The sequence below is a fragment of the Aeromicrobium sp. MLTX1 genome, from assembly GCF_046452335.1.
In the GTDB taxonomy this organism is placed as follows: domain Bacteria; phylum Actinomycetota; class Actinomycetes; order Propionibacteriales; family Nocardioidaceae; genus Aeromicrobium.
In genome coordinates, this window is sequence record NZ_JBKFDN010000001.1 from 1,267,432 (window position 1) to 1,283,502 (window position 16,071).

Sequence of the window (16,071 nt, forward strand, 5' to 3'; positions counted from 1 at the left end):
CGCCGCAGGACGGCCCCAGCAGGGACCACCACGGTGGTGCCCACACCGACCCGGAGGGACTGCATGAGAACGCTCGCGAGCTTGCTCGGAACCCGTCGACGGCGCCTCGCCGCCGCGGCCGTCGCCGTCCTGGTGGCCTCGGCCGCCTGGTACGTCGGACGCTCCGACGCCGAGGAGGCCACCGCCACCACGACCACGGCGGAGGCGACCACGACGACGCTCGAGGACACGGTCACCGGCAGCGGCACGCTCGCGGCCCGTCGCTCGTCGACGCTGGCGTTCGACTCCTCCGGCACCGTCACGAAGGTGCGGGTCGAGGCGGGCGACACCGTCCGCAAGGGCGAGGTGCTCGCGACGATCGACACGTCCGCGCTGGAGGCCTCGCTCGCGTCGGCCGAGGCCCAGCTGACGGCCGCGGAGACGACCGCGGCGAGCGACGGCGACGAGACCTCGGCCCAGCAGGCGGCGAACACCGCCAAGGTGGAGAGCGCACGGGCCGACGTGGCCGCGGCCGAGGACGCGCTGGAGGCGGCGACGCTCACCGCGCCGTTCGCCGGCACCGTCGCCTCGGTCGGCTACGAGAAGGGCGACCGCGTCGGCGGCTCGAGCGGCTCGAGCGGCTCGGGTGGATCCGGCGGCGCCACGGGTGCCTCGACCACGGACAGCACGGGGATCACGGTCATCACGCCGCGGCGATTCGTCCTGACCGCGAGCGTCTCCGCTGCCGACGTGGAGCGGATCGAGGCCGGGCTGCAGGCCCAGGTGACGCCCACGGGTGCCACCGAGCCGGTCTTCGGCACGGTGCAGTCGGTGGGCCGGGTCGCCGAGGTGGGCACGGACGGCACCGCCACCTTCCCGGTGACGATCGCGCTGACCGGCGAGCAGGAGGACCTCTACGCCGGCACGAGCGCCGACGTCTCGATCATCGTGGAGTCGCGCGCCGACGTGCTCACGGTGCCGACGGCGGCGATCACCACCGAGGACGGGCAGGCCTACGTCACGAAGGTGACCGACGGGAAGGCCGAGCGGACGGCCGTCGAGATCGGCGACACCGCCGGCATGAGCACCGAGATCGTGAAGGGCCTCGAGGAGGGCGACACGGTCCGGTACGAGCAGGCCGTCCGTCGCGCGGGTGGCGGCGCCGGCCGCGGCGGCGAGCAGGGCGGGTTCCCCGCCGGTGGCGGCATGCCGCCCGGCGGTGCGATGCCGGGCCAGCTGCCCGGGGGCAACGGATGAGCGCGCTGATCTCCCTGCGGGACGTGCGCAAGGTCTACACGACCGGGGCGCTCGAGGTCGCCGCCCTCGACGGTGTGACGCTCGACATCGAGCAGGGCGAGTACGTCGCGATCGTCGGGCCGTCCGGCTCGGGCAAGTCCACGCTGATGAACATCCTCGGCTGCCTCGACGTGCCGACCCACGGCACCTACGCGCTCGCCGACGAGGACGTCTCGACGCTCGACGAGGTGCGGCTGGCCGACGTGCGCAACCGCCTCATCGGCTTCGTCTTCCAGCAGTTCAACCTGCTGCCGAGCCTGCCGGCGTGGCGCAACGTCGAGCTGCCGCTGGTCTACGCCGGGGTCGACCGCGACGAGCGCCGCGAGCGCTCGGTCGCCGCCCTGGAGCGGGTGGGGCTCGGCGATCGGGCCGACCACCGCCCGGGCGAGCTCTCGGGCGGCCAGCAGCAGCGCGTCGCCGTCGCCCGCGCCCTGGTCACCGACCCGGCGATGGTGCTGGCGGACGAGCCCACCGGCAACCTCGACTCGCGCTCGACCGCCGACGTGCTGGCGCTGTTCGACGAGCTCTCCTCGATGGGCCGCACGATCGTGCTGATCACGCACGAGCACGACGTCGCCGAGCGCGCCGACCGTCAGGTCGTCGTGCGCGACGGGCGCGTCGTCCAGGCCTCGGAATGGAGCCTGGCATGAACTGGGCCGAGACCTTCCGCACCGGCCTCGAGGCCGTCCGGGCGCACGCGCTGCGCTCGGCCCTGACGATGCTCGGGATCATCATCGGCGTCTCGTCGGTGATCCTCACCGTGGGCCTCGGGCAGGGCGCCCAGGACGAGGTCGCCGAGCAGATCGACGCGCTCGGCAGCAACCTGCTCGTCGTCTCGCCGGGCAACTCGACCAGCGGCGGCCAGCGCGGCGGCTTCGGGTCGGCGACGACGCTGACCCTCGCCGACGCGGTCGCGATCGCCGACCAGGACGCGGTGCCCGACGTCGAGGCGGTCGCGCCCACCACCTCGGCCTCCGTCTCCCTCGTGAACGGCACGACGAACTGGACGACGTCGATGGTCGGGACGACCCCGCCGTGGCAGCAGGTCCGCAACCGCGAGGTCGAGTCCGGTCGGTTCTTCACGGCCGCCGAGGCCGAGTCCGGCGCGAAGGTCATGGTGCTGGGCGCCGACACCGCGGCCGAGCTGTTCGCGATCGGCTCGCCGGTGGGGCAGTCGGTGACGGTCGACGGGACCGCGTTCACCGTGATCGGCGTGCTGGCGCCGTCGGGCTCGTCGTCGGAGACCTCGCAGGACGACACGGCCGTCGTGCCGCTGTCCGCGGCCGCCGCCGCGACCGGCTCGACGGGGACGACCCTCTCCTCGATCTACGTGCAGGCGGCCTCCTCCGACGGGCTATCGGCCGCCTACCAGGAGATCGAGGCCCTGCTGACCAACCGGCACGACATCACCGGCACCGACGACGCGGACTTCACCGTCACGAGCCAGGCGTCGCTGCTGGAGACCGCGAACTCGACGAACCGCACCCTCACGGTGCTGCTCGGTGGGGTCGCCGCGATCTCGCTGCTGGTCGGCGGCATCGGCGTCATGAACATCATGCTCGTCTCGGTCACCGAGCGGATCCGCGAGATCGGCCTGCGCAAGGCCCTCGGCGCGACCCCCTCGGTGATCGGGCGCCAGTTCCTCGTCGAGGCGTCGATCCTCGGGCTGGCCGGCGGACTCGTCGGTGTGGCCCTGGGCGTCGCCGGCGCGTGGGCCCTGCCGCCCCTCATCGACCAGCCCGTGTCCGTCTCCGCCCTCGCGACCCTGCTCGCGCTGGCGACCTCCCTGGCCCTCGGGCTCGGCTTCGGGGTCTACCCCGCGAGCCGCGCCGCCCGGCTCACGCCGATCGAGGCCCTCCGCAGCGAATGAACCCCCTCACGACAGGAGTCACCATGAAGCGCATCCTGACCCTCTCCGCGACCGCCCTGGTCCTCGCGGTCTCCCTCTCCGGCTGCGGGGAGGAGGACGTCGACCAGGACCCGGCCTCGGCGCAGTCGTCCCAGCAGCCGGGATCGGGCCGCCCCGGCGGAGGCCAGCCCGGCTCGGGCAAGGTCGCCGCCGTCGACGGCTCGACCGCGCAGGTGCAGGGCTCCTCGAGCCAGACCGCCGTCACGTGGACGTCCTCCACGACGTTCACGCAGCAGGTCGCGGGCTCGCTGGACGACGTCACGGCCGGCTCGTGCGTCGTCGTGTCGGGCGAGGGCGACGACACCGTCACCGCCGCGTCCGTGCGGATCACCGAGGCCGAGGGCGACGACTGCTCGGGCGGCTTCGGCGGACCCGGCGGCGAGCGTCCGGACCGCGGCGACATGCCGCAGGACCGTCCGTCGGACGCGCCGACCGACCGTCCGTCCGACGCGCCCCGGGGCATGGGTGGGGGCATGGGCGGCGGCCTCGCGGCCGGTCGCGTCACGGCCGTCACCGACAGCGGCTTCACGGTCGCCTCGACGCGTCCGGGCTCGGACGAGACCAGCTCGGTGACGGTCGCCGTCACCGACGACACGACCTACGCGACCACGGAGAAGGCCGACGCCGAGGACGTGAAGGTCGGCGTGTGCGTCCAGACGCGCGGTGAGTCCGACTCGAAGGGTGCCGTCACCGCGACCTCGATCGCGATCAGTCCCGCCGCCGACGGCGAGTGCGTCACGCGCGGCCCGGGCGGCCGGGGCGGCGCCCCGGAGGACGAGGACCAGCAGGACGAGGCGGCGGCCGCGTGATCCAGGTCAGCCGGCGGGTCGGCGTCTCGGCCGTCGCCGCGGCGACGGTGCTGGGCGTCGGCCTGTTCGCCGCCTCCTCGGACGCGGGCGAGGACCGGTACCGCACCGCCACCGCCGCGAAGGGGGACGTCGAGCAGACCGTGACGTACGACGGGACGATCGCCGCCTCGAACCGCTCCGACCTCGCGTTCGCGACGAGCGGGACCGTGAGGAAGGTGCGGGCGTCCGTGGGCGACGAGGTCGAGGCCGGCGATGTGCTGGCCACGCTCGACGCCACGGACCTTCGCGCGAGCGTCATCGCGGCGCGGGCCGACCTCGCCGACGCCGAGGCCTACCTCGACGACGTCGAGGACGGGCAGATCGACACCGTCTCGCGGGCGTCCGGCGGATCCGGCGCGACGCCGTCGTCCGCCTCGACGTCCGGCACCGTCACCAGTGCGCTGTTCACCGGGACGGCCACGATGACGGTCGCCGCGTCCGACGACTCGCTCGCGACGCGGCTTGCCGAGCTCAAGGAGCAGCAGGAGGCGGTCAAGACGGCGCAGAGCGACGCCACCGCGGCCATCGCCGCGGCGAAGACGGCCCTGGCGGCGCAGCAGGACGCGTGTGCCGAGGAGGAGGCCACGGAGGACGCGGACGCCGCCGGGCTCACGCAGGAGTGTCGCGACGCGCTCCGGGCCGTGCAGGACGCCCAGGACGTCGTGGCGCAGGAGCAGGACGAGCAGCAGGCCGCCCTCGTCGAGCTCGGTGCGACCCTCGACGAGGCGGTCGCCCAGCTGGCCGAGGACGCCGAGTCCGAACCGGAGGACGAGCCCGAGCAGCAGACGCCGGACCGGGACTCCGGAAAGCAGGAGCAGACCCCGACCCAGCCGGAGAAGTCGCAGCCCGAGCGGCAGGCCGCTCCTGAGTCGAAGAGCGGCTCGGCGGCGCCCTCCGGCGGCTCCTCGGGGACCACGGCGACGGCCGCCGATCTCGCGTCCGCGCAGGCCGACGTCGACACCGCCGAGGCGGCGCTCGCGTCGGCCGAGGCCGACCTCGCGGCCGCGTCGCTGACCGCGCCGTTCGACGGCACGGTCCTCGCGGCGGACGTCGCGGCCGGCTCGGAGGTCTCGACGAGCGACCGGGCCTTCGTGCTCGTGGGCGACGGCGACGCCACCGCGACGCTCAGCGTGCCGGTCGACGACCTCGGTGCGCTCGAGGTCGGCCAGGCCGCCACCGTGACCACCGCGACAGGAGCGTCGCTCGGCGCCGAGGTCTCGGCGATCGCGCTGCAGCCCGATGCCTCGGACGAGCAGTCGTCGACGACCTATGGCGTGACCGTACGGATCGACGACGAGACGTCGGCGCCGGAGGGCTCGGCCGTGTCCGTGGCGGTGGTGACCGGCACGGCGGCGGACGTCGTCACCGTGCCGAGCTCGGCGGTGACGCGCCGGACGGCGACCCAGGGCACCGCCCTCGTGCTGTCCGACGGCGAGGTCGAGCGGCGCCAGGTGACGCTCGGAGCGCTCGGCAGCACCGTCGTCGCCGTCACCGACGGGATCAGCGCGGGGGAGCACGTGGTGGTCGCCGACCTCGAGGCCGCGCTGCCCAGCAGCGACTCCGCTGACACCCGCTCGCTCACCGGCGGCGGCCGGGGCGGCCCGCCGTCCGGCTTCCCCTCCGGCGGTCGCCCTCCCGGGTGAGGCCTTCCGGCGGTCCATACGATGGCGGGAGCCGGGCGTCGCGCATCGGGCGCGCCCGGACCACCGCCGCGACGCGGCGACCGACCGTGAGGACGAGCATGACCACCACGACCCGCGAGATCCACCTCGCCCAGCGCCCCACCGGACTGCCGGGACCCGAGACCTACCGCTTCGTCGAGCGCGAGCTGCGCGACCTGCGCGAGGGCGACGTGCTGGTGGAGAACATCGTGCTGACGGTCGACCCGTACATGCGCCCGCGGATGAACGACGTGAAGTCGTACGTGCCGCCGTTCAAGCTCGACCACGCGCTCGACGGCGGTGCCGTGGGCGTCGTCGTGGAGTCGCGCTCCGAGAGCCTGCCCGTCGGCACGGTCGTCCGTCACGGCCTCGGCTGGCGCGAGCACGCGGTGCTGGCCGACCAGTACGCGACGAAGCTCGACCTCAACGGCCTGCCGACCTCGTACTTCCTCGGCGTGCTGGGCATGCCCGGCCACACGGCCTACGCGGGCCTGTTCGACGTCGCCGCGTTCCAGCCCGGCGACTCGGTGTTCGTCTCGGCGGCCGCGGGCGCCGTGGGCAGCCTCGTCGGCCAGTTCGCGCGCCTCGCCGGCGCCGAGCGCGTGGTCGGCAGCGCCGGATCGGCCGAGAAGGTCGCGCTGCTGACCGACGAGCTGAAGTTCGACGCCGCCATCAACTACCGCGACGGCGACGTCATGGGCCAGGTCGGCGCGGCGTTCCCCGACGGCTTCGAGGTCTACTTCGACAACGTGGGCGGCGACCACCTCGAGGCGGCGCTCGAGCACATCAACGAGCGCGGCCGGATGGCGCTGTGCGGATCGATCTCGGGCTACAACGACCCGAAGGCCAGCGGCCCGCGCAACATGTTCAAGGCCGTGGGCAAGCGCCTCACGCTGCGCGGCTTCATCGTGAGCGACCACGAGTCCCTGCGCCCCGAGTTCGAGCAGAAGGTCGGCCAGTGGCTCCGCGACGGGGACCTGACCTACAACGAGACCACGTGGAACGGGCTCGACGCGATGCCCGAGGCCTTCGCCGGCCTGCTCACCGGAGCCAACACCGGCAAGGCGATCGTCCGCCTCCGCGAGGACCCCACCGCCTGACCGCACCGCCCCGCCGCTCGCCCCCCCTGAAGCGCGAGTGGCGCAATTCCGCCCGCCACTCGCCGAGTGGCGGGCGGTTCTGCGCCACTCGGGGACCCGGTGTGCGCCACTCGGCGCCGACGGAAGGGGAAGGGTAGGCCCCGTGGGACTCGAACCCACAACCCGCGGATTAAAAGTCCGCTGCTCTGCCAATTGAGCTAGAGGCCCGCGCCGAGGCGCAGGGTCCAGTCTGCCAGCCGGGTCGCCCCGGCCCCGCTCAGCCGCGAAAGAGCGCGCGCAGCCTGCGCGCGAGACGCACGAGCAGGCCGCCGGGCGTGACGCGCTCGAGGCGGTCGATCCGTGCGGTCAGCTCGTCGATCCGCTGCTGCTGGCGCTTCGCGCGCTCGTCGCGCTGGTCGGCCAGGCGGGCGTGGCGCGAGCCCGCGCCCTGGTAGGCCGGCGTGTCGAAGGGGTAGTCGTACCGCTTCGGGTGCCGCGTCATGTCGATGACCATGGCGTGCCGGAGCCAGTCGAGCCGCGCCGCGACCTCGCCGAGGTCGGGGCGCGCGAGCGTGTGCACGGCCGGCGGGAACGAGGCCGCCTCGAGCCGGTAGTCGAACTGCGAGGCGTCGCGACCCGGCTGCCAGCGGTGCTCGAGGCCGTTTCGCTCGAGGAACGCGGCGTAGCGGTCGAAGCGCTCGGGCAGGGCCTCGTGGAACGGCGCGAGGTCGGTGGCCTCGAGGAGGTCCTCGACGCGGACCGGCTCGTCGAAGCGCGGCTGCAGCCGGTGCGGCATCCGGTGGTACTCGGCCAGCTCGAGCGTGCGCGAGTCGTGCGCCAGCATGAGCGCCGGCGTGCCCGCCAGCAGCGCGGCCACGTTGCCGTGGAAGCGCGTGCCGTAGACGAAGTCCTGCTGGGCGAGGAAGTCGTACCAGGACCACGTGTCGACGAAGAGCCGCATCCGGTCCTGCTGGTACAGCGGGTGGCGCAGGTGCGCGGGCACGAGCGGGTCGGTGACGTGCGGGTGCGGGACGCCCCACAGCAGCAGCCGCAGGTCGTGCTGGTCCTGGCCGACGTAGGTCAGGTTCGGGTGTCGCGCGCCCTGCTCGGTGGCGAAGGCGCCGATGCCGGGCACCTCGGGGGTCAGGTTGAGGCCGAGCGCGGCGTCCTCGGCGAGCGAGGCCGGCACGTCGCGCACCTTCAGGTCGGGTCCGTGCAGGAACAGCGAGGGGCAGCCGATGACGTCGATCGAGTCGCCCGGGAAGCCGAGGTCGACGAGGAAGTCACGCGTGAACTCGCCGCGGACGCCGATCGAGGCGGAGCGCTCGAGGACCGCCGCGACGAACCGCCGGGTCACGTCGCGCACGTCGGCGAGGGCGTCGAACGAGCGGTCGGCGGGGGCCTGCGCGCCGATGCCGATGACGGTCACGGGGATCGTCAGCTGCTCGACCAGGGCCGCGAGGTTGTCGAGCTTGTCCGCGAAGTCGGCGCGGAACGAGTTCGCCATCGGCACGACGAAGTGGTCGAACTCGTCGTTCATGCGCGCGGCGTCGTCGGCCGTGGCCGCACGGCGCTCGCTCAGGGTGGAGTTCGCGACCAGCTCGTGCGGCGCCACGTCGAGCGCCTTCCACACGGAGTGCTGGAACAGGAAGTTCCCGCTGTTGGAGTTGAAGACGTCCTGCGTCAGGGTCGTCTCGGGTACGACCGCCGTGAACGGGTCCTTGCCCGCACGGATGAGGATCCGAGCCATGGCGCCAGTGTGGCAGAGCGACCCGCTCCTTCGGGGACGGACGATGAGGCCTTTCGCCCCGCTCCGGTACCCGCATGCCTCATCGTGCGTCCCACTGTGATCGTGGTCACCTCAGTGCACAGGACGGGGATCCGCGACGTAGACTGACGGCGTCACTTTGTCTGGTACCCGCTTCGGGACTGGAACGAAAGGCAAGATCCATGTCGCACCCTCGCGTGGGTGTGGTCGGCGCCGGCCGTGTCGGTTCCGTCCTCGCCGGCCGGCTCCAGCGAGCCGGCCACCACCTCGTCGGCGTCAGCGGACGCTCCGACGCCTCGCGTCTCCGCGTGCAGACCCTGCTCGGCGGCGTCCCCGTGCTCGAGCCCGCCGAGGTCGTGCGCCGCGCCGAGATCGTCGTCCTGGCCGTGCCCGACGACGCCCTCGCCGGCGTCGTGGCCGAACTCGCGCCGCACGTCGGCCCCGGCCGCCTGATCGCCCACACCAGCGGCCGTCACGGCCTCGCCGTCCTCGAGCCGCTCGCGCGCGCCGGTGCCCGCACCCTCGCGATGCACCCCGCCATGACCTTCACCGGCACCGAGGTCGACCTCGACCGCGGCTGCGTCTTCGGCGTGACCGCCACGCCGGCCGACCGCGACGCCGCCGAGACCCTCGTCGCCGAGCTGAACGGCTCGGTCATGTGGGTCGACGAGGCCGACCGCGCGACCTACCACGCCTCGCTCGCCCACGGCGCGAACCACCTCACCACGATCGTCACGCAGGCCATGGACCTGCTGCGCCAGATCGGCGCCGAGGACCCGGCCGCCGTGCTGCGCCCGCTGCTCGAGGCCGCGCTCGACAACACGCTGGCCTACGGCGACGCCGCCCTCACCGGTCCCGTCGCCCGGGGCGACGTCGACACCGTCCGCGCCCACGTCGCCCAGCTGGCCGACCCGTCGGTGCGCCGCACCTACGCCGCCCTCGCCACCGCCACGGCCGACCGCGCCGAGTCCACCGGCCGCATCGACACCGACACGGCCGACGCCGTCCGCACGGCTGTCATCCGCGAGAAGGTCCGCTGATGCCCACCGTCGTCCGCACCGCGGCCGAGCTGCGCGCCGCCACGTCCGGCACCGTCGCCCTCGTCCCCACGATGGGCGCCCTGCACGACGGCCACGTGAGCCTCATGCGGCACGCGCGGCCGCTCGCCGACACGCTCGTCGTCTCGATCTTCGTCAACCCCACGCAGTTCGCGCCGGGGGAGGACCTCGACGCCTACCCGCGCACGTTCGACGCCGACCTCGAGCACTGCGAGGCCGCCGGGGTCGACGTCGTCTTCGCGCCCACGGTGGACGAGATGTACCCGCACGGCCTCGACGGCGCGATCACGGTCGATCCGGGCCCGCTCGGCTCGATCCTCGAGGGCGCCGAGCGCCCCACGCACTTCCGTGGCGTGCTCACCGTCGTCTCGAAGCTGTTCGGCCTCGTGCGTCCCGACGTCGCCGTGTTCGGCGAGAAGGACTACCAGCAGCTGACGCTGATCCGGCTCATGGCGCGCGAGCTGTGCCTGGGCGTCGAGGTGGTCGGCTGCCCCACGGTCCGCGAGTCCGACGGGCTCGCGATGAGCTCGCGCAACCGCTACCTGACCGCGTCCGAGCGCGAGCGTGCCGCCGCGATCTCGGCCGCCCTCCGCGCCGGCGTCGACGCCGGACCCGACGGCCCCGAGGCCGTCCTCCATGCCGCCGGGAAGGTGCTGGCCGACGCCGGCATCGACCCGGACTATCTCGTGCTCACCAGCCCCGACCTCGGACCGGCCCAGCCCGGCCGGGAGTCGCGCCTGCTGGTGGCCGCCCGGGTGGGCCGACCGCGCCTGCTCGACAACTGCGCCGTCCCTCTCGGGGACGTCGCGAAGAGAGGGAAGTGACCCGATGCTGCGCACCATGATGAAGTCCAAGATCCACCGCGCCACCGTGACGCAGGCCGACCTGCACTACGTCGGCTCGGTCACCGTCGACGAGGACCTGCTCGACGCGTCCGACATCCTGCCGGGCGAGCTCGTGCACATCGTCGACGTCACCAACGGCGCCCGCCTGGAGACCTACACGATCGCCGGCCCCCGCGGCTCGGGCGTCATCGGCATCAACGGCGCCGCCGCGCACCTCGTGCACCCCGGCGACATCGTCATCCTGATCGCCTACGCGCAGGTCGAGGACGCCGAGGCCCGCGAGCTGCAGCCGAGCGTCGTGTTCGTCGACGCCGACAACTCGATCGTCACGCTGGGCCACGACGCCGCCGACGTCCCGGCCGACTCGGGCCTCAAGCGCGGAGACCTGGTCACCGTATGACCTTGTTGGCGATCGACGCGGGCAACGCCGACACGAGCATCGGCCTGTTCGACGGCGACGAGCTGATCGCCGACTTCGTCGTCGCCTCCGACGAGCGACGCACGTCCGACGAGTGGTTCCTCGTGGTGGAGGGCTTCCTGCGCCGCGCGAACCTGCCCGAGGTGGACGAGATCGCCATGTGCTGCACCGTCCCGGCGCTGCTGGTGGCGCTGCGGCGCACCTACCTGCGCTACTACGGCGACGTGCCGGCGTGGGTGGTCGGCCCGGGCGTGAAGACCGGCGTGCCGATCCACACCGACAACCCGCGCGAGGTTGGCACCGACCGCATCGTCAACGCCCTCGCGGCCAAGGAGCTGTACGGCGGTCCGGCGATCGTCGTCGACCTCACGGGCACGGCCACGGTGATCGACGCGATCGACGCGCAGGGTCGCTACCTGGGCGGCTCGATCGCTCCGGGCGTCGAGGTCTCGCTCGACGCGATCGTGCGCCGCAGCGCCCAGCTGCGCAGCGTCGAGATCACGACGCCGCGCGACGTCATCGGCAAGAACACGGTCGAGGCGCTGCAGTCGGGCATCGTGTTCGGCTTCGCGGGCCTCATCGACGCGATCGTCGAGCGGATGATCGACTCGCTCGGCGAGGAGCCCGAGGACGTCTCGGTCATCGCCACCGGCAGCCACGCCGCGGTCGTGCTCACCGAGTGCGAGACGATCACCGCCCGCGACCCGAAGCTCACCCTCCAGGGCCTCCGCCTCGTGGCCGCCAAGAACCGCTGACCGCCCCGGGCCGAGATGTGCTCCTTTTTCGACCTGTGAGGGCCTCTCAAACGTCGAAAAAGGAGCAGATCTCGTGACGGGCGGGCGGGTCAGACGAGCGCCGGGCGGGCGGCGGAGACGTCGTTCGTGGTGACCGAGTCGACGCCGAGGTCGCCGAGGCGCTCGACCTGCTGCGGGTCGTCCACGGTCCACGCCGTCAGGGTGCCGCCGGACTGGTGCACGCGCTCCACGAGCGCGCGGTCGACGCGCCGGTGGCTGACGTGGAACTCGTCGAAGCGCTCGAGGTCCTCACGGGTCGGCCGGCTCCGGGTCACCAGGCCCACGGCATGGTGCACGGGCAGCGCGGCCTCGCAGATGGCGCGGTCGAAGCTCATCAGGGTGGCGCGGCTGTGGCTGCCGAGCTCGTCGAGCACGGCGCGCACGTAGGAGCGCGGATCCACCGGAGCGGGCTTCAGCTCGACGACCAGGCGCGCGTCGGTGCCGCGCAGCGCGTGCACGACGTCGCGCAGCGTGGGCACGGGCGTCCCGGCGAAGGTCGGGGACTTCCAGCTGCCGGCGTCGAGCGCGGCCAGCTCGGCCAGGGTGAAGCGCTGGACCGACAGGCCCACCTTGGCGGTGCGCACGTGGCGCAGGTTCGTGGTGCGCAGCGGCGAGCGGTCGTGCATCAGCACGATCGAGCCGTCGGCCGTGGGCTGCACGTCGATCTCGAGGGCGTCGGCCCCCAGGCGCACGGCTTCGCGCAGTGCGGGGATGGTGTTCTCGGGGTGCGTCGCGCTCTGCCCCCGGTGGGCGGTGATCCGCGGTGCTGTCATGGCTCCACGCTGCCTGCCACACCTGACCGCGAGGTGAACGCAGCCTGTGGATCGGCCGAACTTCCGCCGACGCGCGTCCGGGACCGCGGCCGGTGCCCTGCCGCGCTAGCCTCCGGGGATGAGGATCTTGCGCCTGGTCGCCGACGTGTACTGGTTCTTCAGCCGGTGGACCTTCCGGTCGGAGCCCGCCCCGCAGCACTCGGGCATCCTGCTCGCCGCGCCCCACACCTCGAACTGGGACTTCGTCCTCATGCTGGGTGTCGCCTGGCGCGCCGGCTTCCGCCCGAAGTTCCTGGGCAAGAAGGAGCTGTTCCGCGGCCCGGCCGGCCCGATCATGCGCGCGCTCGGCGGCGTGGCGGTCGACCGCAAGAACCCGGCCGGACTCGTCGACGACCTCGTGAAGCAGGCGAGGTCGGGCGAGACCTTCCAGCTGGTGATCACGCCCGAGGGCACCCGCGGCAACGTGCCGCGCTGGAAGTCGGGCTTCTACCGGCTGGCCCGCGAGGCCGACCTGCCGGTGACGCTCGCGTACTGCGACCGCACCACGATGACGACCGGCATCGGGCCGACGATCCACCTCACGGGCGACGTGAAGGCCGACATGGACGTCATGCGCGCCTTCTTCGCCGACAAGGCCGGCGTGCGTCCCGAGCGCCGTGTCGAGCCGTACCTGGCCGAGGAGGGCCGCGCGGCCGAGTGACCGTGTCGGCGCGCCCGCGGCCGCCGACTAGACTCGTGCCTCGTGACCGAGACGCCTGAACTTCCCGAGGACGACCTGCCCGAGCAGATGCGGGTGCGCCGGGAGAAGCGCCAGCGCCTGCTGGACTCCGGCGTCGATCCGTACCCCCTGCTCGTCGAGCGCACCCACGCGATCCGCGAGGTCGTCGAGGCGAACGACCCCGAGCAGCTCGGCGCCGACGCGCACACCGGCCAGGTCGTGTCGATCGCCGGCCGTGTCATCTTCCTGCGCAACACCGGCAAGCTGTGCTTCGTCCGACTGCGCGAGGGCGACGGCACCGAGATCCAGGCCATGCTGTCGCTGGCCGAGGTGGGCGAGGAGTCGCTCGCCGACTTCAAGGCGCTCGTCGACCTGGGCGACCACCTCGTCGTCACCGGCGAGGTCATCACGAGCCGCCGCGGCGAGCTCTCGGTCATGGCCACCACCTGGCAGATCGCGGCCAAGACGCTGCGCCCCCTGCCGGTCGAGCACAAGCCGCTCTCGGACGAGGCCCGCACCCGCATGCGCTACCTCGACCTGATCGTCCGCGAGGAGGCGCGCCAGAACGTGCGCGTGAAGGCCTCGGTGCTGAAGTCGCTGCGCGCCACGCTCGACCGCCACGGCTACATCGAGGTCGAGACGCCCGTCCTGCAGCACACCAACGGCGGCGCCGCGGCCCGCCCGTTCCACACGCACCTCAACGCGTTCGACGAGCCGGTGCTGCTGCGGATCGCCCTTGAGCTGCACCTCAAGCGCGGACTCGTCGGCGGCATCGACAAGGTCTACGAGATCGGCAAGACCTTCCGCAACGAGGGCGTCGACAACACCCACAACCCCGAGTTCATGATGCTCGAGGCGTACGAGGCGTATGGCTCCTACGACACGATGGCCGAGCTGGTCCGCGACCTCGTCGTCGACGCGGCCCGCGCGGTCGGCAAGACGGTGGTCCCGGGCCGCGACGGCACCGAGATCGACCTCGAGGCCCCGTGGCGCCGCGCCACGATCCACGAGCTGGTGGCCGAGGCCACGGGCGCCGCGATCGACGTGCACACGCCGGAGGCGAAGGTCCGCGAGGTCGCGCGCGACCACGGCGTCGCCCTGCAGGACGGCTGGGGCGCGGGCGAGGTCGTGCTCGAGCTCTTCGAGAAGCTCGTCGAGCACACGCTGATCCAGCCGACGTTCGTGTGCGACTACCCCGAGGCCGTGCGCCCGCTGGCGAAGAAGCACCGCACCACGCCGGGCCTGGTCGAGGCGTGGGACCTCATCATCAACGGCGTCGAGCTGGCGCCGGCGTACTCCGAGCTCAACGACCCGGTGATCCAGCGCGAGCGGCTCGAGGAGCAGGCGCGCCTCGCGGCCGCCGGCGACCCCGAGGCGATGGACGTCGACGAGGACTTCCTGCGCGCGCTCGAGTTCGGCATGCCGCCCGCGGGCGGCATCGGCCTGGGCGTCGACCGGCTCGTCATGCTGCTCCAGGGCATCGGCATCCGGGAGGCCATCCTCTTCCCGGTGCAGCGCCGCGAGTAGTCAGTCGCGGGCCAGGTTCCGCAGCAGGAAGGCCTCGGCGAGGACGACGCGCTCGAACTCCGCGAGGTGCAGGCCCTCGTTGGCGCCGTGCGCGCGGGTGTCGGGGTCCTCGACGCCCGTCACCAGCACGCTGGCCTGCGGGAACGTCTCGAGGAACTCGGCGATGAACGGGATCGAGCCGCCGATGCCCATGTCCACGGGCGCGGTGCCGTCCCAGGCCTCGGTGAAGGCGGCGCGGGCCGCGTCGTAGGCGGGACCGGTGGCGTCGATCGAGGTCGCCTCGCCGGTGTCCACCACGGTGAAGCCGAGCTCGGCGCCCCACGGGACGTGCTGCTCGCAGTGACGACGCAGGCGCTCCAGCGCGTTCTCGGCGGTGTCGCCGGGCGCGATCCGCAGCGAGACCTTGGCCCGGGCGGAGGGGACGAGGGTGTTGCTCGCGCCGTCCACGGCGGGCGCGTCGAGACCCGTGATCGACAGGGCGGGCTTCGTCCAGAGGCGCTCCACCACGGCGCCCGTGCCGATCCACTCCACGCCGGGGTTCGCGCCGGACTCGGCGCGCAGCCGCTCCTCGGGGTACTCGACGTCGGCGGCGGGGCCGTGGTGCAGGCCCTCGATCACGAGGTCGCCCGCGTCGTCGTGGAACGACGCGATCAGCCGACTCAGGGTGATCAGGGCGTCGGGCACGAGCCCGCCCCACATGCCCGAGTGCACGGCGTGGGTCAGGGTGCGGACCTCGATGTCCGCGCGGACGAGGCCACGCAGGCTCGTGGTGAGGGCGGGCACGCCGATGTCCCAGTTGGCCGAGTCGGCGATGACGATGACGTCGGCCGCGAGCCGGTCGCGGTGCTGGCGCAGCAGCTCGGGCAGGGTGTCCGAGCCGACCTCCTCCTCGCCCTCGACGAACAGGGTGACGCTCACGGGCAGGTCGCCGCCGAAGACGCGCACCGCACCGAGGTGCGCGGCGATGCCGGCCTTGTCGTCGGCGGCGCCGCGGGCGTAGAGCCGCCCGTCGCGCTCGGTCGGCTCGAACGGCGGCGAGTCCCACTCGGCGTGGTCGTTCTCGGGCTGCACGTCGTGGTGGGCGTAGAGCAGCACGGTGGGCGCGCCGGCGGGGCCGGCCTTGTGCGCGATGACGGCCGGGGCGCCGCCGTCCTCGCGCGCGCTGACGATGTCCACGCTGTCGAAGTCCTCGGCACGCAGCAGCTCCGCGACGGCCTCGGCGCTGCGGCGCACGTCGTCCGCCCGCGCCGGGTCGGCGCTCACCGACGGGATGCGGACGAGGTCCTCGAGGTCCCGGCGGATCCCGGGGAGGAGCTGCTGGACCCTGGCGCGGATGTCGGCACTCATGGACCCAACCTAGGACGCGATCGGGTATCAGGTGCTCCGGGGCGGACCTCG

At 73.3% G+C, this 16,071-nt stretch carries 15 protein-coding genes and 1 tRNA gene; 12 read left to right on the forward strand and 4 right to left on the reverse strand.

Annotated features, from left to right (window positions below):
* Positions 1-63 precede the first annotated feature (63 nt).
* From ACK99Q_RS05990 to ACK99Q_RS06015, 6 genes are all read left to right on the forward strand, one after another.
* Complete coding sequence (locus ACK99Q_RS05990) at positions 64-1,236, forward strand: efflux RND transporter periplasmic adaptor subunit (RefSeq protein WP_410185287.1); 1,173 nt, start codon at positions 64-66, stop codon at positions 1,234-1,236.
* The gene (locus tag ACK99Q_RS05995; protein ID WP_410185288.1) at positions 1,233-1,925 is read left to right on the forward strand and encodes an ABC transporter ATP-binding protein; all 693 of its coding nucleotides are present in this window, start codon (positions 1,233-1,235) and stop codon (positions 1,923-1,925) included. The genes ACK99Q_RS05990 and ACK99Q_RS05995 overlap by 4 nt, the downstream gene beginning before the upstream one ends.
* A complete protein-coding gene (locus tag ACK99Q_RS06000) occupies positions 1,922-3,145 on the forward strand; it encodes an ABC transporter permease (RefSeq protein WP_410185289.1) in 1,224 nt (407 codons plus the stop codon). The genes ACK99Q_RS05995 and ACK99Q_RS06000 overlap by 4 nt, the downstream gene beginning before the upstream one ends.
* Positions 3,146-3,168: 23 nt before the next feature.
* The gene (locus ACK99Q_RS06005; protein WP_410185290.1) at positions 3,169-3,993 is read left to right on the forward strand and encodes a DUF5666 domain-containing protein; all 825 of its coding nucleotides are present in this window, start codon (positions 3,169-3,171) and stop codon (positions 3,991-3,993) included.
* The gene (locus ACK99Q_RS06010) at positions 3,990-5,675 is read left to right on the forward strand and encodes an efflux RND transporter periplasmic adaptor subunit (RefSeq protein ID WP_410185291.1); all 1,686 of its coding nucleotides are present in this window, start codon (positions 3,990-3,992) and stop codon (positions 5,673-5,675) included. Before ACK99Q_RS06005 ends, ACK99Q_RS06010 begins: the two co-directional genes overlap by 4 nt.
* Before the next feature lie 86 nt (positions 5,676-5,761).
* Positions 5,762-6,793, forward strand: coding sequence for an NADP-dependent oxidoreductase (locus tag ACK99Q_RS06015; RefSeq protein WP_410185292.1), 1,032 nt, complete (start codon positions 5,762-5,764; stop codon positions 6,791-6,793).
* A 134-nt stretch (positions 6,794-6,927) separates the two neighbouring features.
* Here the strand turns inward: ACK99Q_RS06015 and ACK99Q_RS06020 are convergent.
* A tRNA-Lys gene (locus ACK99Q_RS06020) sits at positions 6,928-7,000 on the reverse strand.
* A 49-nt stretch (positions 7,001-7,049) separates the two neighbouring features.
* Positions 7,050-8,522, reverse strand: coding sequence for a polysaccharide pyruvyl transferase family protein (locus ACK99Q_RS06025; protein WP_410185293.1), 1,473 nt, complete (start codon positions 8,520-8,522; stop codon positions 7,050-7,052).
* A gap of 74 nt (positions 8,523-8,596) precedes the next feature.
* On the opposite strand from ACK99Q_RS06025, the gene ACK99Q_RS06030 reads away from it, so the two are divergent.
* The 4 genes from ACK99Q_RS06030 to ACK99Q_RS06045 are packed head-to-tail and all read left to right on the forward strand — an operon-like array spanning position 8,597 to position 11,616.
* Entirely contained in the window at positions 8,597-9,580 is a 984-nt protein-coding gene (locus tag ACK99Q_RS06030) for a Rossmann-like and DUF2520 domain-containing protein (RefSeq protein WP_410185294.1), read from the forward strand.
* Positions 9,580-10,422: a pantoate--beta-alanine ligase gene (panC, locus tag ACK99Q_RS06035; protein ID WP_410185295.1), complete on the forward strand. Its 843-nt coding sequence runs from the start codon at positions 9,580-9,582 to the stop codon at positions 10,420-10,422. Before ACK99Q_RS06030 ends, panC begins: the two co-directional genes overlap by 1 nt.
* Before the next feature lie 4 nt (positions 10,423-10,426).
* Positions 10,427-10,843 carry an aspartate 1-decarboxylase gene (panD, locus tag ACK99Q_RS06040; RefSeq protein ID WP_179422512.1) on the forward strand — a complete coding sequence of 139 codons (417 nt, stop codon included), beginning with the start codon at positions 10,427-10,429 and terminating at the stop codon, positions 10,841-10,843.
* Positions 10,840-11,616: a type III pantothenate kinase gene (locus ACK99Q_RS06045; RefSeq protein ID WP_410185296.1), complete on the forward strand. Its 777-nt coding sequence runs from the start codon at positions 10,840-10,842 to the stop codon at positions 11,614-11,616. The genes panD and ACK99Q_RS06045 overlap by 4 nt, the downstream gene beginning before the upstream one ends.
* 89 nt (positions 11,617-11,705) lie before the next feature.
* Here the strand turns inward: ACK99Q_RS06045 and ACK99Q_RS06050 are convergent, their stop codons facing one another.
* Positions 11,706-12,428 (reverse strand): glycerophosphodiester phosphodiesterase, encoded by a 723-nt coding sequence (locus tag ACK99Q_RS06050; protein ID WP_410185297.1) that lies wholly within the window; start codon positions 12,426-12,428, stop codon positions 11,706-11,708.
* A gap of 118 nt (positions 12,429-12,546) precedes the next feature.
* On the opposite strand from ACK99Q_RS06050, the gene ACK99Q_RS06055 reads away from it, so the two are divergent.
* On the forward strand, positions 12,547-13,128 hold the full coding sequence (locus ACK99Q_RS06055) for a 1-acyl-sn-glycerol-3-phosphate acyltransferase (protein WP_269303881.1): 582 nt from the start codon (positions 12,547-12,549) through the stop codon (positions 13,126-13,128).
* Between the two features lie 87 nt (positions 13,129-13,215).
* Entirely contained in the window at positions 13,216-14,673 is a 1,458-nt protein-coding gene (gene lysS / locus ACK99Q_RS06060) for a lysine--tRNA ligase (protein WP_410186066.1), read from the forward strand.
* Here the strand turns inward: lysS and ACK99Q_RS06065 are convergent, their stop codons facing one another.
* Positions 14,674-16,020: a dipeptidase gene (locus ACK99Q_RS06065; RefSeq protein ID WP_410185298.1), complete on the reverse strand. Its 1,347-nt coding sequence runs from the start codon at positions 16,018-16,020 to the stop codon at positions 14,674-14,676.
* Positions 16,021-16,071 lie beyond the last annotated feature (51 nt).

Coding starts and splice junctions, on each gene's coding strand:
- ACK99Q_RS05990 (WP_410185287.1), top strand. CDS start 64: ATGAGAACGCTCGCGAGCTTGCTCGGAACCCGTCGACGGCGCCTCGCC.
- ACK99Q_RS05995 (WP_410185288.1), top strand. CDS start 1,233: ATGAGCGCGCTGATCTCCCTGCGGGACGTGCGCAAGGTCTACACGACC.
- ACK99Q_RS06000 (WP_410185289.1), top strand. CDS start 1,922: ATGAACTGGGCCGAGACCTTCCGCACCGGCCTCGAGGCCGTCCGGGCG.
- ACK99Q_RS06005 (WP_410185290.1), top strand. CDS start 3,169: ATGAAGCGCATCCTGACCCTCTCCGCGACCGCCCTGGTCCTCGCGGTC.
- ACK99Q_RS06025 (WP_410185293.1), bottom strand. CDS start 8,522: ATGGCTCGGATCCTCATCCGTGCGGGCAAGGACCCGTTCACGGCGGTC.
- ACK99Q_RS06030 (WP_410185294.1), top strand. CDS start 8,597: ATGCCTCATCGTGCGTCCCACTGTGATCGTGGTCACCTCAGTGCACAG.
- panC (WP_410185295.1), top strand. CDS start 9,580: ATGCCCACCGTCGTCCGCACCGCGGCCGAGCTGCGCGCCGCCACGTCC.
- panD (WP_179422512.1), top strand. CDS start 10,427: ATGCTGCGCACCATGATGAAGTCCAAGATCCACCGCGCCACCGTGACG.
- ACK99Q_RS06045 (WP_410185296.1), top strand. CDS start 10,840: ATGACCTTGTTGGCGATCGACGCGGGCAACGCCGACACGAGCATCGGC.
- ACK99Q_RS06050 (WP_410185297.1), bottom strand. CDS start 12,428: ATGACAGCACCGCGGATCACCGCCCACCGGGGGCAGAGCGCGACGCAC.
- ACK99Q_RS06055 (WP_269303881.1), top strand. CDS start 12,547: ATGAGGATCTTGCGCCTGGTCGCCGACGTGTACTGGTTCTTCAGCCGG.
- lysS (WP_410186066.1), top strand. CDS start 13,216: ATGCGGGTGCGCCGGGAGAAGCGCCAGCGCCTGCTGGACTCCGGCGTC.
- ACK99Q_RS06065 (WP_410185298.1), bottom strand. CDS start 16,020: ATGAGTGCCGACATCCGCGCCAGGGTCCAGCAGCTCCTCCCCGGGATC.